Raw genomic sequence first — 21,770 nt, forward strand, 5'->3', positions numbered from 1 at the left:
CCCGTCCCGCCCGCGCCCCTCGCCCCCGCCCGTGTGCGGGATCAAAACCGCCCCTCCCCAGCGTCCCCCGGGCCCGTTTTCGATCCCGCAGCAGGGGCGGTCGCGGAGCGGGATCGAAAAGGCCCGTTCGGGACCCCCGACGAGCCCGTTTTCGATCCCGCAAGAGGACCGGCGGACGGGCCGGCGCCGACGGCCCGACCCGCGACAACAGGAGGGGCCTCATCGCCCGAGCGTGCACGGAAGCCGACGGTCCGGCGCGCGGGATGAAAAATGCTCCTGCGAAACGCTGACGAGGATCGTTCTTGATCCCGCACCGGGTGGTGCACCGTACGACCGTCCCATTGTCAGCAAGTCCCGGGAGCGGAACCGTCTCCCGGGTGCGGCTGGATCGATCACGTCCCTCCCCGGTGCCTGCCGCGCCCGCTTTCGATCCCGCCACGGGCTTTGCGCGTCCCCTCCCGCCGCGCCCCGGCTAGCGGGATCAGGAAAGTCCCTCTCCAGTCCGTGCCAGGCCCGTTTCCGATCCCGCCACCGGCTTTGCGCCTCCGCTCCCGCCCGGCCTTGGGGTGACGGGATCAACAACGTCCCTCCCCGAGGCGTGGCGGGCCCGTTTCCGATCCCGCCGCGGGCTCGTCCGCCCGGCCCCAGGGTGGGCCGGATCACCAAGGTCCCTCGACGGCGCCAAGCCGGGCGGGATCGAAAACTCCCCCCGGCGGTGGCCGAGGGGAGCGGTTTCGATCCCGGAGTACCCGCGGGACGCGGCGCCGGGGGAGGGAGGATCAGTCGCCGAGGGCGGCGGACACCACGGCGCGGGCCTCGGCCTGCACCTCCGCGAGGTGCTCGGGACCGCGCAGGCTCTCGGCGTAGAGCTTGTAGACGTCTTCGGTTCCGGACGGGCGCGCGGCGAACCACGCGTGCGGAGTCTGCACCTTGAGGCCGCCGATCGCCGCACCGTTGCCGGGGGCGTGCGAGAGCTTCGCGATGATGTCCTCGCCGGCGAGGGTGGTCGCGGTCACCGACTCCGGGGCGAGCTTGCCGAGCGTCGCCTTCTGCTCAGGGGTCGCGGGGGCGTCGACGCGCTGGTAGGCGGAAGCGCCGAAGGCGTCCTCCAGCTCCGCGTAGCGCTGCGACGGGGTCTTGCCGGTCACCGCGAGGATCTCGGCCGCGAGCAGGCAGAGGAGGATGCCGTCCTTGTCGGTCGACCACACGGAGCCGTCGTGGCGCAGGAACGAGGCCCCCGCCGACTCCTCGCCGCCGAACGCCACCGAGCCGTCGAGCAGTCCGGGCACGAACCACTTGAAGCCCACCGGAACCTCCAGCAGACGCCGCCCGAGCGACTCGGCCACGCGATCGATGATCATCGACGACACGAGCGTCTTTCCGACGGCGGCCTCGCGCGGCCAGTGCTCCCGGTGCGAGAAGAGGTAGTCGATGGCGACGGCGAGGAAGTGGTTCGGGTTCATGAGCCCGGCGTCGGGGGTGACGATTCCGTGCCGGTCCGCGTCGGCGTCGTTCCCGGTGAGGATGTCGTAGTCGCCCTTCTTCGCCACGAGCGATGCCATGGCCGACGGGGCCGACGGGTCCATCCGGATCTTCTCGTCCCAGTCCAGGGTCATGAAGCGCCAGGTGGGGTCGACCTCGGGGTTGACGACCGTGAGATCGAGGTCGTGCATCTCGGCGATCAGCGACCAGTACTCCACCGACGCGCCGCCCAGCGGGTCCGCGCCGATGCGCACGCCGGCGCGGCGGATCGCCTCGATGTCGATGATCGACGGGAGGTCGCGCACATAGGCGTCGCGGAAGTCGTACCCGGTGATCGCGTCCCAGTCCACGTCGGCGAAGCGCTCGCGACGGACCTCGGTCAGGCCGCCGGCGATGAGCTGATTGGCGCGGTCGGCGATCCAGCCGGTCGCATCGGTGTCGGCGGGACCGCCGTGGGGCGGGTTGTACTTGAAGCCGCCGTCACGCGGCGGATTGTGCGAGGGGGTCACGACGATGCCGTCCGCGCGGCCCGGGTCGTCGGCGGCGCGGTCGCGGTTGTACGTGAGGATCGCGTGGCTCAACGCGGGGGTCGGCACCCACGAGTCCCGGGCGTCGACGCGCACGTCCACGCCGTTCGCGAGCAGGACCTCGATGGCGCTGCGCTCCGCCGGGAGGGACAGCGCGTGGGTGTCGCGCCCCAGGAAGAGCGGACCGGTGATGCCCTGCGCGGCGCGGTAGTCGACGATGGCCTGCGTCGTGGCGAGGATGTGGTTCTCGTTGAAGCTCTTCGTGAGCGACGAGCCGCGGTGCCCGCTGGTGCCGAACACGACCCGCTCGCTCGCGACATCCGGATTCGGCACGCGGTCGTAGTAGGCGGCGATCAGCTCGTCGACGTCGATCAGGTCACTTTCCTCCGCGGGGAGGCCGGCACGGCTGCTCATGCTCTCAGTCTGCCCCGTGCAGCCGATACGCGCATCCGCCTTGACACGCGGGAACCCCATGAGCCACCGAGGGATAGGCTGAACGCCGTGACTGCACGCCGCACCTACAGCTATCTCGGACCAGCCGGAACCTTCACGGAGGCAGCGCTCGACCAGGTGGCCGAGGCCAGGGGACAGGACTGGCGACCGGTGCACAACGTGGGCGAGGCGCTCGCGGACGTCCTCGAAGGGCGCAGCGACGCGGCCATGATCGCGATCGAGAACTCCATCGAGGGCGGGGTCTCGACCACGCAGGACGCGCTGGCGACTCTGCCGGGGCTCCGGATCATCGGCGAGTACCTCGTGCGGGTGAACTTCGTCCTCGTCGCGCCGCGCGGCACCACTCTCGACCAGGTCGAGGTCATCGCCGCGCACCCCGTCGCCTACGCGCAGTGTCACGGCTGGCTCGGCGAACACCTCCCGACCCACTCGCATGTGCCGGCGGCGAGCAACGTGGCCTCGGCCATCGGCGTCCTCGACGGCACCTCGCCCGCGCAGGCCGCGATCGCCGCTCCCGGCATCGTGCAGCACTATGACGTGGATGTGCTCGCCGAGGGCATCGGCGACAACGCGGCGGCCGTGACCCGGTTCGTCCTCGTCACCCGCACCACGCGTTCGCCCGCGCCGACCGGTGCCGACAAGACCTCGCTGATCGTCGAGCTCCCGCATGACCACCCTGGTTCTCTCCTCGAGATGCTGGAGCAGTTCTCGACGCGCGGCATCAACCTCTCTCTCATCGAGTCCCGGCCCATCGGCGACGAGCTCGGCCGGTACCGGTTCGTGATCGACGCGGACGGTCACATCGAGCACGAGCGGATGGCCGACGCGCTGCTCGGGATCCGCCGCTTCAGCCCCCGTGTGGTGTTCCTCGGGTCGTACCCGCGAGCCGATCGGCAGATCGTGCAGTATCCCGACCGCTACTCCGACGAGATCTTCATCGAGGCCCGCGACTGGCTCCGCGGCATCCTCTCCGGCGAACCCGAGTCCTGACGCCGCCCGCACGCGCGTGCCTCCCGCGCGCGTGCGTCCTGCGTTCGGGATCGATAACACACGTTCCCGTACCGGCCCGCGCCCGATTTCGATCCGGCATGCCGCGCCCCCGGTTGGCGGGATCGATAACGAACGTTAGCCGAACGATCTGCGCCCGTTTCCCAACCGACGCACCCCGCCGCCGGGATCCCCCACAGCCGCAGGTATCACGGGATCAGAATCGCACCTCGTACCGGCTCGGGAGGTGCTGTTTCGATCCCGCACGACGAGGAGCGGGTCAGTGCTCCTGGAACCGCGGCCAGGCGCTCCCCGGCAGCATACGGGCGTGCAGCGCGCCCTTCGCGGAGGCGAGGCTGGGATAGGTCCCGGCCGCCGCGTCCGCTCCCGCCATGGTCACCACATAGCCGTTTTCATCGTGGCGGATGCTCCCCACCACCCCGTTCGTCCCGTACGCGACCCAAAGTGCGAGTGTCTTGGTGCTCATCGTCGAACCCCTCTCTGCCGCCGAGGCTACGCCTCCCTGACACCCGGAGCCAGCCCCCTCATCGCGGAGAGGACCGAACGCCCATCCGTGAGCACGCCTCAACCCCGGATGCCGTGGCGAACCATGAGTGCGCGACGCACACGGGCGGCGAGGGCGGCGCCACCGTCGCGCAGATCGAGCTCGGTGACGCGGATCACGAGCCATCCGTGATCTTCGAGGTCGCGTTGACGCCGGATGTCGATCCGCCATTGATCACGGTCCGTCCGATGGCCGTCGCCTTCGTACTCGATGGCGATGCGGCATTCGGGGTAGGCGAGGTCGACCCGGGCGAGGAAGCGTCCGTCCGCGGAGACAATGTGCTGGATCGCGGGCTCCGGGAGGGCGAAGCTCGTGAGGAGCAGCCGGGTCTCGGTCTCCTTCGGCGACTCGACGCCCGGTCGTGCGAATGCCAGGCCATCGCGTATGCGACCGCACCCGGGAAACCGCCCCCATCGCGTCAGCTGTCGATCGATGCTCTCGATGGTCGCGACCGGTCGGCCCATCCGCAGCCCCGGATAGACGTCGGACGATGTGACCAGCGCATCGAGCGCCACGACGATCGGCGTGAACACGAACTCCCGCGCGCAGAGGAACAGTGCGCTGACCGGATCGACCGTCGGAACTCCGTGGATGTGCCATGTGTCCGCCCGTGCCGGGGCGATGCGGCGCCCTCGGACACCGACCGTCCTTGGCGGTGAGGTCCCGGTGTGCACGGCGACGTCGAGGGGCTCATCCGGCGACCATCGGGCGGGCGCGGGAATCCCCCACAGCCGGAGGGCCGTGCGTCCGGCGAATGCCTGGCCTTCACGGAGGCGTGGAAGGTACGCGGCGACTCGATCGTCGAACGTGGCGGGCTCGTTCGCCGACCGCACTCCGGCGAATGGCCGCGCGAGGTCTCGGCTGGAGTATCTCTTCCGCCCGACCCCGATGGCCGCGGCGTCACGGACGGCGAAATGAGGGCCGAGGTCAGGTGGGAGAGGGATCCGGTGTCGCATGCGTCCATGCTGTCCGTGCAGGGTCGGCGTCCGGGCGGTCGATCATCCTCCGCCCGGCTCTTGTGTACAACTCGAATCGACCTGCGATTGTGGCGGAGGTCTCTTCCTCGCGCCGGATCAGAAGTGTCCCTCCAGCGACCGCTGAAGGCACGTTTCCCGTCCCGCATGCCGAGACAGCGAGAGGCTCCCGGACGGAGCGTAAGAGCGCGTTGCGGGACCTGCCGGGGCCCCGATTCCCGCTCGCACGGGGTGGTGCGACGACGGCCGGCGCGCGGGATCACAAAGGTGCCGCGGGAAGCGCGCAAGGGAGCGTTATCGATCCCGCAGGGCGGAAGCAACCGGACGCGGGATCAGGAAGGCGCTGCGGGAAGTGCGCAGGGGAGCGTTATCGATCCCGCACCAAGTGACCGACCAGACGCGGGATCAGAAAGGTGCTGCGGGAAGCGCGCAGGGGAGCGTTATCGATCCCGCAGGGCGGAAGGAACCGGACGCGGAAGCAACCGGACGCGGGACCGACCGGACGGGGGATCAGAAAGGCGCCGCCCGGGCCTCGTGGGGGAGCGTTCGTGATCCCGCGACGGAACGCCCCCGTCCCGCGACGGAAAGCCCCACGCGACGCGACTCACGCCCCCGCGACGAGCTCCAGCGTCTGCGCCCGCCCCGCGGCCGAGTCCTTCGGCTCCGCGTCATAGGCGCCGGCGACGGGGGAGAGCATGACCTCGTCCACCCCGTAGGTCGACGCGAAGGAGCGCACCTCGGCGGCGACGGACTCCCCGGTGCCGACGAACCACCGCGACCGCGCGGCCTCGACCACCTGATCGGTCGCGGCGTCGTGCTCCGCGGCGAGGGCCTGCTCGACGGTCTCGAGCGCGACGAGCGGCTGGTTGAGTCGGAGTCGCGCCATCATCCGCAGCTGTGGCAGGGCACGGGCCTCCGCCTCCTCTGCGGTCGGGGCGGCGACGGCGTTCACGGTGAGGAAGGTCCGCGGCTCCGGGTGCTCCTCGCTCGGACGGTAGTTCGTGCGGTAGAGGTCGAGCGCGCGTTCCAGGCCCTGTCCGGAGAAGTGGTTCGCGAACACGTACGGCAGGCCGAGGGAGGCGGCGAGCTGCGCGGAGTAGTCGCTCGACCCCAGCAGCCACACTTCGGGCACCCCGGCCGCGGCGGGGGTCGCCCGCACGGTGTACTCCCCGCCGGAGGTGAAGCGCACCGTGGCGCCGTCGGCGGTGAAAAGCGCCGCGATGTCCTGCACGTGGCGGGGGAACTGCTCCACGTCGCTGGTGGTCCCTGCCCCGCGGAGGAGCTGAGTGATCACGGGGTCGCTGCCGGCGCCGCCGAGGCCCAGGTCGATGCGGCCGGGGGCGATGGCCTCGAGGGCGGCGAACTGCTCGGCGACGATCAGGGGCGCGTGGTTCGGCAGCATCACGCCGCCGGAGCCGAGGCGGATGCGCGAGGTGCGCGTGGTCGCGGCCGCGATGAGGACCGGCGGCGTGGTCGACGCGACCGCGGGCATGTTGTGGTGCTCGGCGAACCAGTACCGGCGATAGCCGAGCCGGTCGGCGGTCGCGGCGAGGGAGAGGGAGGCGGCGATGGCCTCGGCACTGGTCTGGCCGGAGCGGACCGGCACGAGGTCGAGGACGGAGAGGGCGACGTCGTTCATCTCCGGATGCAACCTCGGCGGCCGCTCCGGCATTCCCTACGCGGCGAGGCGCGAGGCGGGGGTGAGCGCGTCGGCGAGCGCGTTCCTGGCGAGGCGATAGCGGATGAGCCAGGCGGCGCTGAAGCTCTGTTCCGGTAGGTCGTGCAGCGCCGCACGGTCGTGGTTCGGCAGTCCCTCCCGCGCGGCTTCGCGCAGGAGGTCGTCGCGGGTCGCGGGGTACTCCATCTCGGCGAGGAAGCGGTCGAGGGTCGGGGAGAGTGCCATGGTTCGTCCTTTCCGTGAGAAGAGGATGAGAGGGGGGCGGTGCCGCAGCACCGCCCCCGGGTACTCAGGCGTCGATCGCCTGGCGCTGTTCGCCGGATTCGACGACGATCTTGCGTGGCTTCGCCCGTTCGCTGACGGGGATCACGACCGACAGGACACCGCTCTCGTACGAAGCGCTGATGTTGTCGAGGTCCACTCCGTCGCCGAGCGAGAACTGGCGCAGGAACGATCCGGCGCCGCGCTCGCGGGCGAGCCAGCGCACGCCTTCGCGGGTGTCGGCCGTGCGCTGTGCGCGGATCGTGAGCTGCCCGCCGTCGAGGTCGACGTCGATGGAGCCGGGGTCGGCGCCGGGGAGGTCGGCGTGCAGGATGTAGCGGTCCCCGTCGCGGTACAGGTCCACCGGCATCGACCGGGGCGCGCGCACGGAGTCCAGGACGCTCGCGGCGAAGCGGTCGAGCTGGCTGAAGGGATCGAAGGTCAGTGCCATGAGGTGTCTCCTTTCGTGCGGCCCTGCAAGGGCTGAGGTGGTGTGCAGATTATCTGCACCTGAGGTATAGATTTGTTATAGAACACACGCAGGAATCTTCGCAACCCCGATCCGGAGACGAGGACATTCATGACCGCACGCGACTCGCGCACCCCGCTCTACGGCATCGCCGTGGCCGCGCAGCTCGTCGACCTGCCCGAGGCGACGATCCGGCTCTTCGAGAGCAAGGGCCTCCTCGCGCCCGCCCGGAGCGACGGCGGCACGCGCCGGTACAGCGACGATGACATCACCCGCCTGCGTCGCGCGGCCGAGCTCCGCGGCGACGGCATCAACATCGCCGGGATCGCGCGGGTCCTCGACCTGCAGGATGAGAACGCGGGCCTCCGGGAGGCTCTCGATGCGGAGGCGCCGGAACGCGAGCGCTCCCCCCGCGACTGACGCCCGGCGGACAGGGGGTGCCGACGACGCCGCTACGCTTTCCGCATGGAAGCCGGGATCTTCTACGTCCTCGTCGGAGCTGTCGCCGTGGCGGCCGTCGCGCGATCGCGGGGGTGGCCGGCCCCGCTGCTCGTGACCGTCGTGGCGCTCGCCGCCTCGTTCCTGCCGTTCGTGCCGGAGCTGGAGATCGACGGGCACCTGCTGCTCGGGCTCGTCCTGCCGCCGCTGCTGTATTCCGCCGCCCTCGACGTGTCGTTCGTCGGGTTCAAGCGCAGCCTGCCGCAGATCCGGCGCCTCGGGATCTGGCTCGTGCTGCTCACCGCGTTCGCCGTCGGACTCGTTGCCTGGTGGATCCTGCCGTCGCTCACGCTGCCCGGCGCGCTGCTGCTGGGCGCCATCGTCGCCCCGCCGGACGCGGTGTCGGCGGCGGCGATCGGCCGTCGTCTCGGTCTACCTCGCCGCATCATGACGGTGCTGTCCGGGGAGAGCCTCATCAACGACGCGACCTCGCTCACGCTCTACCGGGTGTTCGCGGCCATCCTCGCTGGCGCGACGGTGTCGATCTGGGGAGGCATCGGGCAGTTCCTCCTCGCGGTCGGCGTGGGGGTGGGCATCGGGCTCGTCTTCGGGATCGTCCTGCATCAACTCCGCATGCGCATCGGCGACCCGGTGGTTATCGGCACCTTCGGTCTGCTCGCCCCGTTCGGCGCGTACAACATCGCGGAGCACCTGCTCGGCTCCGGCGTCCTCGCGGTCGTGGCCATGGGACTGTTCGTCGGCTTCAACGCCCCGCGCACCGACTACACGACCCGGCAGCAGGAGGCGCCGCTGTGGCTGTCGGCCGACCTGCTGCTGGAGAGCTTCGTGTTCGCCTACATCGGCCTCCAGTTCCCGCGGGTGCTCAGCGATCTCGGCAGCGAGTCGGTGGGGCACATCCTCCTGCTCTCCGGCGCCGTGCTGCTTGTGGTGCTCGTCGTGCGGCCGCTCTACATCTACCCGATCAGCGCGTGGTCGAACTTCCAGGACCGCCGCCGGCTCGCCCGCATGGATCGCGGCATCGCATCCGGGGAGTTCGACGAACGGCGACGGCGGTCCCGGCGGTGGCGCGACCAGAGCACGGATGAGCTGCGGACGCAGATCGTGCGGGAACGCATGGCCGGGCTGCGGCTCACCTGGAAGGACAACGCCGTCATCTCCTGGGCGGGTATGCGCGGCGTGGTGACCCTGGCGATCGCGGTGGCCGCCGCCGATCTGGCCGGGCTCGACACCGAGGCCTCGCACGCCATCGTCGTCGTCGCCTTCATCGTCACCGTCGGCACGCTCCTGCTGCAGGGGCTCACCCTGCCGCTGCTCATCCGGCGGCTCGAGATCGCCGGGGATGAGGAGCACGCGGAGGACGTCGCGGCGCTGGAGATGGTCAAGGCCAAGAGCCGCGAGGCCGGCAAGGCGTACCTCGCCGAGAAGCGCCGGGAGTGGGAGCAGAAGCACGGCGAGGTCGACCTCGGCATGTTCGATGCCTTCACCAAGCGCATGACCCGGGTGGAGAAGGACACCGACGACGCACAGCAGGTCGAGGACACCGTCGCCCGCCCCTCCTATGACGACCTCGTCGCGCTGACCAAGGGATGGCTGCAGGTGCGGCGGGAGATCCTCGTCGCGGAGCGGGACGCCGGCGAGCTCGACGAGGAGGTCATGCGGGAGCTGCTGGCCGCCATGGACGCCGAGGAGCTGGCGCTCGACACCCGCGGCGCGACCCGCCCCCTGAGCCGCAACTGACCCCTCCTTCCCGCCGACCCACCCCGTTCCGGTCGACCCACCCCTTTCCGCCCGTGCGTAAAGGGCCGGGGCGCACGCAAAGGGGTGGGTCGACAGGGGAAGTGGGTGAAAAGAGCGCCCCACCTTCGAGAGGAAGGTGGGGCGCTCGTCGAGAGACCGGGTCAGCGGGCGCCGGCGGGCTCCGGGGTGGAGGCGGCGTCGGCCTCGGGAGCGTCGTCGCCGGAGTCGTCGGCGAAGGGCAGGCCCTCGCGCGGGGCGTTGTAGAGCTCCTCGTCGAGGATGCCCTCACGCTTCGCGACGATCGCGGGGACGAGCGCCTGACCGGCGACGTTAACCGCCGTGCGGCCCATGTCGAGGATCGGGTCGATCGCGAGCAGCAGGCCGACGCCCTCGAGCGGCAGACCCAGGGTGGACAGCGTCAGCGTGAGCATGACGACCGCGCCCGTGGTGCCGGCGGTGGCGGCGGAACCGACGACCGAGACGATCACGATCAGCAGGTACTGCACGAAGTTCAGCTCGATGCCGAAGAACTGCGCGACGAAGATCGCGGCGATGGCCGGGTAGATCGCGGCGCAGCCGTCCATCTTCGTCGTCGCGCCCAGCGGCACGGCGAACGAGGCGTAGGAGCGGGGCACACCGAGGTTGCGCTCGGTCACGCGCTCCGTGAGGGGCAGCGTGCCGATGGAGGAGCGGCTCACGAAGGCGAGCTGCACCGCCGGCCACACACCCGAGAAGTACTGCTTGATGGAGAGGCCGTGCGTGCGCACCAGGATCGGGTACACGACGAACAGCACGAGCGCGAGGCCGATGTAGACCGCGGCCGCGAACCAGCCGAGCGACGCCAGCTTCTCCCAGCCGTACTTGATGACGGCGGAGCCGATGAGGCCGAACGTGCCGAGCGGGGCGATGCGGATGATCCACCACAGCACGCGCTGGATGACCTTGAGCAGGGACTCGGTGAAGACGAGGAACGGCTCCGCCTTCTTGCCGGCCTTGAGCGCCGCGATGCCGACGACGGCCGCGACCACGATCACCTGGAGGATGTTGAAGCCGACGCTCGAGGTGAACGCGCCCTCGGTGGCTCCGGGGGAGGTGCTGACGGTCAGGCCGAGGAAGTTCTGCGGGATGAGGCCGAGGAGGAAGTTCCACCAGGTGCCGACCGTGTACGGCTCGCCCGGCTCCAGGCCCTCGCCGGCGCGGCTGCCCGGCTGGATCACGAGGCCGAGGACGATGCCGATGATGACCGCGATGAAGGCGGTGATCGCGAACCAGAGGATCGTCTGCCCGGCGAGGCGGGCGGCGTTCTGCACGCGGCGGAGGTTCGAGATGCTCGCGACGATCGCGGTGAAGATCAACGGGACGACAGCCGCGCGGAGCAGCGTGACGTACGAGCTGCCGATCGTGTCGAGGGTCGCCGACAGGGCGGTCGGGTTCTCGGCCGTGGCGCCGAGCTGACGGCCGATCAGACCGGCGGCGATGCCGAGGACGAGGGCGGCGATGATCTGGAAGCCGAACGAGGTCAGCAGCTTCCGGACCGGCCCGCGGGTGTCTGGCGCCTTCTGGGCGCGTGCGGTGGTGCTCATTGAGGTGGGGACTCCAGAATCGCGGCGCGCCGGGTGCACGCCATGAGGCTCAACGCTAGGAGAGCCTGAGAATTCCCTGGGCGGATATGACGAAGGATGACGGCCGCCCTCCCAGGCCGTCACCCTTCGCTGCGTGCCGCCCTCAGGGCGTGACGCAGTCCTGGAGGTTGTCCTGGATGATCTGGGTCGTGAGGGCCTTGTCGGCTTCGTCCCGCTGCTTGTCCTCGCCGTCGGCGATGTAGCCGAGCGTCTCGTCGCTGAGGTCGGAGTCGACCAGGGCTTCGGCCAGGCAGGTGGCGGCGTCGTCGGTCATGGCCTCCTCCTGCGGGGTGCCCTCGAAGACCTTCTGGATGCCGTCGGCGACCTCGTCGACCGAGGGGCGGCTCTCTCCCGCGCAGGCGGCGAGGGAGAAGGCGAGGGCAGCGGCCGGGACGATCGCCAGGAGGCGGAGGCCGCGACGCGAGGGGATGCGGGTGCTGGTCATGCGACGACGCTATCCACTCACAGCCGACTCATAGAAGGGGCTTGCAATCCAGCGCGTGACCGTGCTCGCCCTCCCGCCGACCCACCCCTCTTCGTGCGTCCCGGCCCCCTGCGTGCGTCCGCAAGGGGCCGGGGCGCGCGGAAGGGGGTGGGTCGACAGAAGTCAGCGGTCGGCGAGGACGAGGAGGTCGCCGACCTCGCAGTCGAGCGCCTCGCAGATGGCCCGCAGCGTGGAGTAGCGGATCGCGCGGGCGCGGTCGTTCTTCAGCACCGACAGGTTCACGATGCTGACACCGACGGCGGCGCTTAGCTCCGTCAGCGTCATCCCGCGGGCCGCCAGCAGCTCGTCGAGACGGCAGTGGATGCCCGTGAACTCGTCGTCGCTCTCCGCCGGGCTCACACCAGGCCCTCCGTCTCGCGCTCCAGGGCGGCCCGCTCCTGCTCGACGCGCATGCCCTGACGGAACACCGCGGCGAGGGCGAGGAGGCCGAGCGCCGCGGCGAACGGCAGCGGTGTGACGGTGAGCCAGTAGGTCTGCGGATACCAGGTGCTGTCTGCGGGCAGGGCCTCCCGCAGTCCGGTGGTGGCGGCGATGCCGCTCAGGAGATCGGAGAGCACGCCCAGCACCCCGAACGCGATCGCACCCCCGACGAGGGCGCGGGTCACGGTGCGGGAGAACGCGCGGCCGCGGAGGGTATGGAAGCAGATGAGTGCGAGGACCACCGCGGGGATCGTCGTGAGGGCGAGGCTGCTGAGCTGTGCGGCCGCGGCGAGGAGGCGCAGCCCGAGCGACGCGTGGCCCACCGTGAAGTCCGAGAGCTCCGTGCCGCCGCAGCTGAGCATCGTCGTCGTGCTGTCGCTGTACTCCGAGCACGGGAGGCTCGAGGGCCAGTCGAGGAAGATCGTCGTCGCACCGTGCAGCTCCGCCCAGTCCACGGCGAACGCTTTGACGACGATGACCACCGCGCCCAGTGCGGAGAGCGTGATCCACCATCCGGACAGCGTGAGCGCCGCGTCGAGGGCGACCGTGCGGCTGCCACGGCGGCGGCTGTTCCAGACGACGAGGGCGACGACGGCCGCACAGACCGCGAGCGCGATCCCGATGTTGAGCAGAGACGGCCAGACGGCCTCCGAGCCGAACGAGATCATCAGACCAGTCCTTCCGTGTCGCGCTGCAGACGGCGGCCGATGGTGAAGACGCCTGCCACGAGAGCCAGGGCGAACGCCCACCCCGCGGGCGCGAGATCGAACTCCATGAGCAGCGTCCACAGCACGTCCTCGACCGCGGGGTCGGTCGCGGCGAGATCCTTCACGATCTCGGCCCGCCCGATGCCGCCGGCGAGCTGCCCGAACAGGGTGCCCGCCATCAGCAGGCAGGCGGCGACGGCGAACATCCACCCGAGGGAGGCGCGGAACGGGCGGGAGCGGATGAGGGAGACGCCGAGCCACCAGACCACCGCGCACAGCGCCACGGTGGCGAGCGCGGGGAGCGCCGTCTCGAGCAGCAGCAGCCAGCGGGCGCTCGTAGGCGGCGCGGTGAGCGTGACGAGGGCGGAGACGACGGTGGCGCCCTCGATCCCGGCCACGCCGTCGAGGGCGGAGAGGTCGACGTCGTGCACCGGCATCGCGACCGTGGGCGAGGGGGAGAACAGGGCACCGGCGGCCTGGGCGACGGCGACGATGGCGCCGATCCCGACGCTGACGGCACCGGTGGCGATGAGCCCGAGCGCGATGCCGTCGGCGAGCGAAGGGCGTCTTTCCGTGGCGAGCATGAGCTCCTCCTGAGAGTCAGGGTTTATCGACTTTCGTTAACATAACGACTGTCGATAAACCCGTCAAGGCCTCGCTATGCCCACGGCGAACACGGGCATACCCGCCATTTCTGGTCGTTACTCTCGATGTACAAGCGCTTCATGCGTCTTCGCCCCGTGCGAATAAGGAGTCAACATGTTCGAGAGATTCACGGACCGAGCCCGTCGAGTGGTCGTCCTCGCCCAAGAAGAGGCGAAGATGCTCAACCACAACTACATCGGCACCGAGCACATCCTGCTCGGCCTCATCCACGAGGGCGAGGGCGTCGCAGCCAAGGCGCTGGAGTCGCTCGGCATCTCCCTCGACGCCGTGCGCGAGCAGGTGCAGGACATCATCGGCCAGGGTCAGCAGCAGCCGACCGGCCACATCCCGTTCACGCCGCGCGCCAAGAAGGTGCTCGAGCTGAGCCTCCGCGAGGCCCTGCAGCTCGGTCACAACTACATCGGCACCGAGCACATCCTCCTCGGCCTCATCCGCGAGGGTGAGGGCGTGGCCGCTCAGGTGCTCGTCAAGCTGGGCGCCGACCTCAACAAGGTGCGGCAGCAGGTCATCCAGCTGCTCTCCGGCGCTCCGGGCCGTGAGCCCGCGTCCGTCGGCGCGCAGTCCAACGACACCCCGTCGGGTGCGCAGGGCGGCTCGCAGGTGCTCGACCAGTTCGGTCGCAACCTCACGCAGGCCGCGCGCGACAACAAGCTCGACCCGGTGATCGGGCGCGAGAAGGAGGCGGAGCGGGTCATGCAGATCCTCTCCCGCCGTTCCAAGAACAACCCCGTCCTGATCGGCGAGCCCGGCGTCGGCAAGACCGCCGTCGTCGAGGGTCTCGCCCAGGCGATCGTCAAGGGCGATGTGCCCGAGACGCTGAAGGACAAGCAGCTCTACTCGCTCGACCTCGGCTCGCTCATCGCCGGTTCCCGCTACCGCGGCGACTTCGAGGAGCGTCTGAAGAAGGTCACCAAGGAGATCCGCACGCGCGGCGACATCATCGTCTTCATCGACGAGATTCACACCCTCGTGGGTGCGGGTGCCGCCGAGGGCGCGATCGACGCGGCCAGCATCCTCAAGCCGCTGCTCGCCCGCGGTGAGCTCCAGACCATCGGTGCCACCACGCTCGACGAGTACCGCAAGCACTTCGAGAAGGACGCCGCGCTCGAGCGCCGCTTCCAGCCGGTGCAGGTGAACGAGCCGACGCTGCCGCACGCGATCAACATCCTCAAGGGGCTGCGCGACCGCTACGAGGCGCACCACAAGGTGCAGATCACCGACGGCGCGATCGTGGCCGCGGCGAACCTCGCCGACCGCTACGTCTCCGACCGCTTCCTCCCGGACAAGGCCATCGACTTGATCGACGAGGCGGGCGCACGTCTGCGTCTGTCGATCCTGTCCAGCCCGCCCGAGCTGCGCGAGTTCGACGAGAAGATCGCCGCCGTGCGCGAGCAGAAGGAGATCGCCTCCGAGGAGCAGGACTTCGAGAAGGCCGCCTCCCTGCGCGATGAGGAGAAGAGCCTCCTCGCCGAGCGGCTGCGTCTCGAGAAGCAGTGGCGTGCGGGTGACGTCGCGACCCAGGCTGTCGTCGACGAGGGCCTGATCGCCGAGGTGCTCGCTCAGGCGACCGGTATCCCCGTGTTCAAGCTGACGGAGGAGGAGTCCAGCCGACTCGTCTTCATGGAGAAGGCGCTGCACCAGCGCGTCATCGGTCAGGAGGAGGCCATCGCGGCGCTCTCCAAGACCATCCGTCGTCAGCGTGCCGGCCTCAAGGACCCGAAGCGTCCCTCGGGCTCGTTCATCTTCGCCGGCCCCACGGGCGTCGGAAAGACCGAGCTCGCCAAGGCGCTCGCGGAGTTCCTCTTCGACGACGAGGCCGCGCTCATCTCGCTCGACATGAGCGAGTTCGGCGAGAAGCACACCGTCTCGCGGCTGTTCGGTGCCCCTCCCGGGTTCGTCGGCTTCGAAGAGGGTGGCCAGCTCACCGAGAAGGTGCGGCGCAAGCCGTTCAGCGTGGTCCTCTTCGACGAGATCGAGAAGGCGCACCCGGACATCTTCAACTCGCTGCTGCAGATCCTGGAAGAGGGTCGCCTCACCGACGGTCAGGGTCGGATCGTGGACTTCAAGAACACGGTCATCATCATGACCACGAACCTCGGTGCGCGCGACATCGCCGGCGGCCCCGTCGGCTTCCAGATCGAGGGCAACAACGCCACGAGCTACGAGCGGATGAAGGGCAAGGTCAACGAGGAGCTCAAGCGGCACTTCAAGCCCGAGTTCCTCAACCGCGTCGACGACATCATCGTCTTCCCGCAGCTGAGCAAGGACGAGCTGGTGCAGATCGTGGACCTGTTCACGAAGCGCCTCGGCGAGCGTCTGCTCGACCGCGACATGACGATCGAGCTGTCGCAGTCCGCCAAGGAGCGTCTGATCGAGATCGGCTTCGACCCGGCCCTGGGTGCCCGTCCGCTGCGTCGCGCGATGCAGCACGAGATCGAGGACCGTCTGTCGGAGAAGATCCTGCACGGCGAGCTCGACTCGGGCGACCACGTGAAGGTCGATGCGAAGGACGGGGAGTTCCTGTTCGAGCACGGCCCGCGCGGGGAGAAGGTCGCGGTCGGCGTCAACACCGGCGGCGGCGCGATCTCCGGCACGCCCGACCTGGCGATCACCGGCAACGACTGATCCTCGACACGGTCACCCGAAGGGGCGGATGCGACAGCGTCCGCCCCTTCGTCGTCCCCACTCCGCCCTCGCTCCGGGCACGACTTCGGAGACGACAGTCGACACGCGGGGCGACGCCCCGGGGCGCCGGGGTGTCGCCCGGGATCTCCGAAGCTGTGTCGCGTCTGAGAGCCGACGGGAGGGGCGGGTCCTAGGCTGGTCGGGTGAGCGCGTACATCGTCCGGCCGGCCCGCAGCGCCGACATCGTCAGCATCCGGAACCTGCTCCAGCCGATGGTGGAGCAGCGCATCCTGCTCGGCAAGGATCTCGCCGTGCTCTACGGCGCCGTGCAGGAGTTCGTCGTCGCCGAGGCGGACGGGGAGCTGATCGGCTGCGGGGCCCTGCACGTGATCTGGGAAGACCTCGGCGAGGTGCGCACCCTGCTCGTCCGCGACGACTGGCTCCACCACGGCGTCGGTCGGGCGATCGTCGAGCGGCTCGAGGAGAACGCGCGGTCACTCGGTCTCACCCGCCTGTTCTGCCTCACGTTCGAGGTCGACTTCTTCGGGCGTCGCGGCTTCACCCGATCGGGGAGCAGGTCGTCGATCCGGACGTGTACTCGCAGCTCCTGCGCAGCGGCGACGCCGGCGTCGAGGAGTTCCTCGACCTCGCGCATGTGAAGCCGAACACGCTCGGCAACACGCGCATGCTCAAGGTGCTCTGAGCCCCGGACCACCGCCTCGCGCCTCCCCGGCTCGCGGACGGGGATCGCTTAACCTGGAGGCATGCCCCGTCACTCCGCCGCCGTGTACCGTCGTCGGCGTCTGGCGGTACTCCTCGGGCTGGTCCTCGTCCTCGCGATCGGCGCGTCCGTCTGGCTCCTCATCGCCCGGCCGTGGGCGTCCACGGGGGCGCAGGAGCCGGCACCCGCACCGACCTCCTCCGCCTCCTCGGGGCCCACGCCGTCCGGATCGGCCTCGCCCGCCCCCTCGCCGTCGGCGGATGCCACTCCGGCCGTCGTCCCCTGCGAGGCGAAGGACATCGAGGTCAAAGCCGTCACGGATGCGGAGTCCTATCCCGACGGCGCTCTGCCGAAGCTCTCCATCTCCCTGACCAACAAGGGCACGAAGGACTGCACGATCGACGTGGGTTCCACGACCCAGGTGTTCACGATCTCCAGCGGCTCGGACGAGTGGTGGCGCTCGACGGACTGCCAGGAGAACCCCAGCAGCATGATCGCCACGCTCACCGCCGGGTCCACCGTGGTGAGCAAGGAGCCGGTCGTCTGGGACCGCACCCGGTCCAGTGTCGAGACCTGCGCACAGGAGAACCGTCAGCGTGCTCCCGGCGGTGGCGCCTCGTATCACGTGGGCGTCTCGATCGGCGGGTTCCCTAGCGCCACGACCACCCAGATCCTCCTGTTCTGAGAGCCGCGGCCGGTGCTTGTGCTGACAGGGGCCCGGTCTTTGGGATACCATAGAGGTGACTCTCCCGCTATGCGGCAACATGCCATCCCCAGTGGCGTCGAATTACAGCGTCCCCAGCGCTTCGACACCGCCGCTCGAGAGTCCGAGGGCCCTCTCGAGTACCCCAGTCCCCAATGGAGGACTCGAGAGGGCCCCAATCTTTCCCCGGCGCCGCCCCGCCGCCCCGATGCCTAAGCTGGAGGCATGGCAGCGAAGAAGGCGAAGTCCGGGAAGAGCGCGAAGAAGAAGCCGGCGCCCGAGGACTTCCGGTCCGAGGCTCTGGCGCTCGCCCTCGAGAAGCAGGACGTCGCCGCGGTGGCCCTCGCGCTGCGGCACGGCACCACCGTCGTCCCGCTCATCAAGCCGGGAGCGCGCGACAACCCGCTCGACAGCGGAGAGGTGTGGACCTATCGGGACCCGAACTCGGGTGACCTCGCCCTGCTGCTCTTCAGCGACGCGAAGAACAAGCCCGCCAACCTGCCGCCCGGGGTCGGCATCTACGACGCCGCCTGGCTGCGCGCGTTCCTCTCCGCCCACCCGATCACGACCGTGTTCCTCGACATCGCCGGGCCTCACCCGATGCAGGCCGACCCGGTGGAGCTGCTCAAGGCGCTCGACGCCTGACCCGGGCGCCCTCCGACTCAGAACGGCGGGATGTCGCGGTCGGGGCGACGGGCGCTGTTCCGCGCCCTGACGTCGCCCAGCGCCGCGCGCAGGGTCTTCGAGCGGTCGTCCACCACCTGCTCGTAGCCGAGCCGGGCGGCCTCGGAGCGCCGCTGCGCCGCCTGCGTCACCGGCCGCACCTCGCCCGCGAGGCTGAGCTCGCCGACGGCGGCGACCGTGCGCGGCACCGAGATCATCTGGATGGACCCGGCGACGGCGATCGCGATGGCGAGATCGGCGGCGGGCTCCGTGAAGCGCACCCCGCCGACCGTGGACACGTAGACGTCGAGGCTGCCGGTGGGCACGCCCGCCCGGCGCTCGAGGATCGCCAGCACCATGGCCACCCGCGAGGAGTCGAGGCCGTGCACGATGCGCCGGGGGTTCGGCGCGTTGCTCGGCACGGTGAGCGCCTGCACCTCGACGGGGAGGGCGCGACGGCCTCGAGGGAGATGGCCACGCAGGTCCCCGGCTCGGAGGCGCCCTGCGACAGGAACAGGCCGGAGGGGTCGGGCACCTCGGCGATGCCGTCTCCGGTCATCTCGAAGCAGCCGACCTCGTCGGTGGGACCGAAGCGGTTCTTGAGGGCACGGATGAAGCGCAGCGAGGTCTGCCGGTCGCCCTCGAAGTGGCACACGACGTCGACGAGGTGCTCCAGCACCCGGGGCCCCGCCACCTGGCCGTCCTTGGTCACATGGCCGACGATGATGATCGGCAGATCGCGCTCCTTCGCCACCCGGATCAGGGTCGCGGCGACCTCCCGCACCTGGCTGGGCTGACCGGCCGCGCCGTCGGTGAGCGACGACGACACGGTCTGCACGGAGTCGACGATGACGAGCTGCGGCTGCACCTCGTCGATGTGGCCGAGGATCGTGGCGAGGTCGGTCTCGCTCGCGAGGTAGAGCTCGTCGTGCAGGGCGCCCGTCCGCTCCGCTCGCAGGCGCACCTGGGCCGGCGACTCCTCGGCGCTGGCGTAGAGCACCCGTCGCCCGCTCCGCGCGGCCTGCGCGGCGACCTCGAGCAGCAGGGTGGACTTGCCGACGCCGGGCTCGCCGCTGAGGAGGATCGCGGCTCCCGGCACGATGCCGCCGCCGAGCACCCGGTCGAACTCGCCGACCCCACTCGTGCGGCGCGGCGCGTCCTGCGTCGTGATCTGCGTGATCGGCCGCGCCGCGCGATCGGCGGTCGGTGCGAGCGCGTTCACGCGACGGAGGATCCCGGTCTGCGCGGCCTGCTCCTGGACCGTGCCCCACTGCTGGCACTCCCCGCAGCGGCCCACCCACTTGGCCGTCGTCCACCCGCACTCGGTGCAGACGTACGCGGGGGGAGCGGGTTTCCGGGTGGCCATGCCCCCAGGCTATCGGCGGGATCAGACATCCCTATCGACCAGGCGATTATTCACGGCCCGCTTCCCCCGGCGGCCCCCGGCCCCGGCCGATAATTGAGACATGTCCAACGGCGGGTCCGTCTGCGGGCCGATCTCCAGCTACTCCCGGGTGCGCATCCTGCACCTCCTCTTCGAGGCCGGGCACTCCGGCGCCTCCGGAGAACTCGCGATCGGCGATCTGTGTGAGGCCACCGGCCTCCACCCGAACACCGTGCGCGAGCACCTGCAGCGGCTCATCGAGGGCGGCTACGTCATCCCGACCGTGGAGCACCGCACCACCCGGGGGCGCCCTCGGACGCTGTACCGCGCCGCCACCGGGGCCCCGGACGCCTCCAGTCCGGTCGCGCGGAACAAGGCCAAGGCCGCCGCCCGTCGCGGCGACCTGCTCCGCAGCGTCCTCCCCGGCACCGGGACCGCCCTCGGCAAGGACGCCACCTACCAGCTCGACGCCCTCGTCGAGCACCTGGAGGAGAGCGGCTTCGAGCCGGTCGTGGACGACCGCGGTCTGACCGTCGACCTGAGTCCGTGCCCGCACGCGGCCGGCCGGCCGGAGGACCGCCCGATGCTGTGCCAGGTGCATCTCGGGCTGATGCAGGGCATCCTTGCAGAAGCGGGGGGTCCGCTCGAAGCCGAGTGCGTGCGCGAGGCCGCGCAGCCCTCCGAATGCACCGTGCAGCTGCGCGACACCGCCGCGCAGGCGTCGAACAGAACGGGAGTCGCTCATGGAATGGCTTGATCCGCTCGCCCTGGCCCGATGGCAGTTCGGCCTGACGACCGTCTACCACTACCTCTTCGTCCCGCTGACGATCGGCATGGCGTTGGTCGCCGCCATCTTCCAGACCGCGTGGGTGCGTACCGGCAAGGTGCAGTACCTGCACCTCACCCGCTTCTTCGGCAAGATCTTCCTCATCAACTTCGCGATGGGCGTCGTCACCGGCATCGTGCAGGAGTTCCAGTTCGGCATGAACTGGTCGGACTACTCGCGCTTCGTCGGCGACGTCTTCGGCGCCCCGCTCGCCTTCGAGGGCCTGCTGGCGTTCTTCTTCGAGGCGACCTTCATCGGCCTCTGGATCTTCGGCTGGGACAAGCTCCCGCAGAAGATCCACCTGGCCACCATCTGGTGCGTCTCGATCGGCAGCATCCTGTCGGCGTACTTCATCATCGCCGCCAACGCGTTCATGCAGAACCCGGTCGGCTACACGTACAACGAGGTGACCAACCGCGCCGAGCTCACCGACTTCTGGGCGCTGCTGACGAACCCCGTCGCCCTCGCCGCGTTCCCGCACACCATCTTCGGCGCGCTCATGTTCGCCGCGGGTGTCGTCATCTCGGTGTCCGCCTGGCACCTGGCCCGCGGGCAGCACTTCGACACCATGCGCGTCTCGCTGAAGTTCGGCCTCTGGGCGATGATCTTCTCCACCGCGGGCGTCGTGCTCACGGGCGACCAGCTGGGCCTCGCGATGTACGCCGCGCAGCCGATGAAGATGGCCGCCGCCGAGGCGACGTTCAACACCGTCTGCGGCGCCGATGCCTCCTTCAGCATCTTCACGCTGGGCACGCCGGACGGCAGCTCGGAGCTGTTCTCGATCCGGGTGCCGTACCTGCTGTCGCTGCTGTCGACCCACACGCTCGACGCCTGTGTGCACGGCATCAACGACCTGAACGCCGAGTACGCCCAGACCTATGCGAGCACCGGTCTCACCGACTTCGCCCCTGTTCTGTGGATCACCTACTGGTCGTTCCGCTGGATGATCGGCCTCGGCATGGCCGCCGCCCTCGTCGCCGTCGCCGGCCTCTGGGTCACCCGCAAGAAGGCCACCAAGCCGGTCGCGCCGTGGATGTGGAAGGTCGCGATCTGGTCGTTCCCGCTCGCGCTCGCCGCCAACATCATGGGCTGGGTGTTCACCGAGATGGGTCGACAGCCCTGGATCGTGTTCGGTCTGATGTCCACCCGCGACGGCGTCTCGCCCGGCGTGAGCGGACTCGAGGTCCTGATCTCGCTGATCGCCTTCACCGCGATCTACGCCGCGCTGGCCGTGGTCGAGGTCCGGCTGATCGTCAAGGCCGCCCAGAAGGGGCCGGACACCGACGAACAGCCCCATGAGGAGACGGCTCAGCTGCCGTCGGTCGTGTACTGAGAG

19 protein-coding genes and 2 pseudogenes are annotated in these 21,770 nt (G+C 70.0%); 9 read left to right on the forward strand and 12 right to left on the reverse strand.

Going from position 1 to position 21,770, the window contains the following annotated elements:
* Positions 1-779: 779 nt before the first annotated feature.
* Entirely contained in the window at positions 780-2,423 is a 1,644-nt protein-coding gene (gene pgm, locus AC2W7E_RS15565; RefSeq protein WP_485989472.1) for a phosphoglucomutase (alpha-D-glucose-1,6-bisphosphate-dependent), read from the reverse strand.
* Positions 2,424-2,501: 78 nt separating this feature from the next.
* On the opposite strand from pgm, the gene pheA reads away from it, so the two are divergent.
* Positions 2,502-3,452: a prephenate dehydratase gene (gene pheA, locus AC2W7E_RS15570; protein WP_029990079.1), complete on the forward strand. Its 951-nt coding sequence runs from the start codon at positions 2,502-2,504 to the stop codon at positions 3,450-3,452.
* 277 nt (positions 3,453-3,729) lie between these two features.
* Here pheA and AC2W7E_RS15575 read toward each other — a convergent pair whose 3' ends face one another.
* From AC2W7E_RS15575 to AC2W7E_RS15595, 5 genes are all read right to left on the reverse strand, one after another.
* Positions 3,730-3,936 carry a hypothetical protein gene (locus tag AC2W7E_RS15575; protein ID WP_025105466.1) on the reverse strand — a complete coding sequence of 69 codons (207 nt, stop codon included), beginning with the start codon at positions 3,934-3,936 and terminating at the stop codon, positions 3,730-3,732.
* A 98-nt stretch (positions 3,937-4,034) separates the two neighbouring features.
* Positions 4,035-4,547, reverse strand: coding sequence for a hypothetical protein (locus tag AC2W7E_RS15580; protein ID WP_315104889.1), 513 nt, complete (start codon positions 4,545-4,547; stop codon positions 4,035-4,037).
* A 1,045-nt stretch (positions 4,548-5,592) separates the two neighbouring features.
* Entirely contained in the window at positions 5,593-6,627 is a 1,035-nt protein-coding gene (locus AC2W7E_RS15585; RefSeq protein ID WP_485989473.1) for an MsnO8 family LLM class oxidoreductase, read from the reverse strand.
* 36 nt (positions 6,628-6,663) lie between these two features.
* A complete protein-coding gene (locus AC2W7E_RS15590; protein ID WP_025105469.1) occupies positions 6,664-6,891 on the reverse strand; it encodes a DUF2795 domain-containing protein in 228 nt (75 codons plus the stop codon).
* A gap of 64 nt (positions 6,892-6,955) precedes the next feature.
* Positions 6,956-7,378: an Hsp20/alpha crystallin family protein gene (locus tag AC2W7E_RS15595; protein WP_025105470.1), complete on the reverse strand. Its 423-nt coding sequence runs from the start codon at positions 7,376-7,378 to the stop codon at positions 6,956-6,958.
* 129 nt (positions 7,379-7,507) lie between these two features.
* On the opposite strand from AC2W7E_RS15595, the gene AC2W7E_RS15600 reads away from it, so the two are divergent.
* Together AC2W7E_RS15600 and AC2W7E_RS15605 are read left to right on the forward strand one after the other, a co-directional pair.
* Positions 7,508-7,816, forward strand: coding sequence for a MerR family transcriptional regulator (locus tag AC2W7E_RS15600; RefSeq protein ID WP_085605969.1), 309 nt, complete (start codon positions 7,508-7,510; stop codon positions 7,814-7,816).
* Between the two features lie 45 nt (positions 7,817-7,861).
* Positions 7,862-9,592: a cation:proton antiporter gene (locus AC2W7E_RS15605; protein ID WP_485989474.1), complete on the forward strand. Its 1,731-nt coding sequence runs from the start codon at positions 7,862-7,864 to the stop codon at positions 9,590-9,592.
* Positions 9,593-9,753: 161 nt separating this feature from the next.
* Here the strand turns inward: AC2W7E_RS15605 and AC2W7E_RS15610 are convergent, their stop codons facing one another.
* From AC2W7E_RS15610 to AC2W7E_RS15630, 5 genes are all read right to left on the reverse strand, one after another.
* Positions 9,754-11,175, reverse strand: coding sequence for a dicarboxylate/amino acid:cation symporter (locus AC2W7E_RS15610; protein WP_174235396.1), 1,422 nt, complete (start codon positions 11,173-11,175; stop codon positions 9,754-9,756).
* A gap of 142 nt (positions 11,176-11,317) precedes the next feature.
* A complete protein-coding gene (locus AC2W7E_RS15615) occupies positions 11,318-11,659 on the reverse strand; it encodes a hypothetical protein (RefSeq protein ID WP_303709839.1) in 342 nt (113 codons plus the stop codon).
* 162 nt (positions 11,660-11,821) lie between these two features.
* Positions 11,822-12,058 carry a helix-turn-helix domain-containing protein gene (locus tag AC2W7E_RS15620; RefSeq protein WP_060922489.1) on the reverse strand — a complete coding sequence of 79 codons (237 nt, stop codon included), beginning with the start codon at positions 12,056-12,058 and terminating at the stop codon, positions 11,822-11,824.
* The gene (locus AC2W7E_RS15625; protein ID WP_485989475.1) at positions 12,055-12,807 is read right to left on the reverse strand and encodes a hypothetical protein; all 753 of its coding nucleotides are present in this window, start codon (positions 12,805-12,807) and stop codon (positions 12,055-12,057) included. The genes AC2W7E_RS15620 and AC2W7E_RS15625 overlap by 4 nt, the downstream gene beginning before the upstream one ends.
* Positions 12,807-13,430, reverse strand: coding sequence for a hypothetical protein (locus AC2W7E_RS15630; RefSeq protein ID WP_485989476.1), 624 nt, complete (start codon positions 13,428-13,430; stop codon positions 12,807-12,809). The genes AC2W7E_RS15625 and AC2W7E_RS15630 overlap by 1 nt, the downstream gene beginning before the upstream one ends.
* 175 nt (positions 13,431-13,605) lie before the next feature.
* Between AC2W7E_RS15630 and AC2W7E_RS15635 the strand changes: the two genes are divergently transcribed.
* From AC2W7E_RS15635 to AC2W7E_RS15650, 4 genes and pseudogenes are all read left to right on the forward strand, one after another.
* Positions 13,606-16,137 (forward strand): ATP-dependent Clp protease ATP-binding subunit, encoded by a 2,532-nt coding sequence (locus AC2W7E_RS15635; RefSeq protein ID WP_025105479.1) that lies wholly within the window; start codon positions 13,606-13,608, stop codon positions 16,135-16,137.
* A gap of 203 nt (positions 16,138-16,340) precedes the next feature.
* A pseudogene (locus tag AC2W7E_RS15640) lies at positions 16,341-16,840 on the forward strand (amino-acid N-acetyltransferase).
* A 61-nt stretch (positions 16,841-16,901) separates the two neighbouring features.
* Complete coding sequence (locus tag AC2W7E_RS15645) at positions 16,902-17,543, forward strand: hypothetical protein (RefSeq protein WP_485989477.1); 642 nt, start codon at positions 16,902-16,904, stop codon at positions 17,541-17,543.
* A 243-nt stretch (positions 17,544-17,786) separates the two neighbouring features.
* Entirely contained in the window at positions 17,787-18,206 is a 420-nt protein-coding gene (locus tag AC2W7E_RS15650; protein ID WP_025105482.1) for a hypothetical protein, read from the forward strand.
* A 17-nt stretch (positions 18,207-18,223) separates the two neighbouring features.
* Here the strand turns inward: AC2W7E_RS15650 and radA are convergent.
* Positions 18,224-19,590: pseudogene (gene radA / locus AC2W7E_RS15655) on the reverse strand (DNA repair protein RadA).
* Positions 19,591-19,690: 100 nt separating this feature from the next.
* Between radA and AC2W7E_RS15660 the strand changes: the two are divergent.
* Positions 19,691-20,365: a helix-turn-helix transcriptional regulator gene (locus tag AC2W7E_RS15660; protein ID WP_085605984.1), complete on the forward strand. Its 675-nt coding sequence runs from the start codon at positions 19,691-19,693 to the stop codon at positions 20,363-20,365.
* Positions 20,352-21,767, forward strand: a complete 1,416-nt coding sequence (locus AC2W7E_RS15665; RefSeq protein ID WP_025105485.1) for a cytochrome ubiquinol oxidase subunit I — start codon at positions 20,352-20,354, stop codon at positions 21,765-21,767. Before AC2W7E_RS15660 ends, AC2W7E_RS15665 begins: the two co-directional genes overlap by 14 nt.
* The last annotated feature ends 3 nt before the right edge of the window (positions 21,768-21,770 follow it).

This window comes from Microbacterium sp. CFSPD4_SD4, from assembly GCF_057364585.1.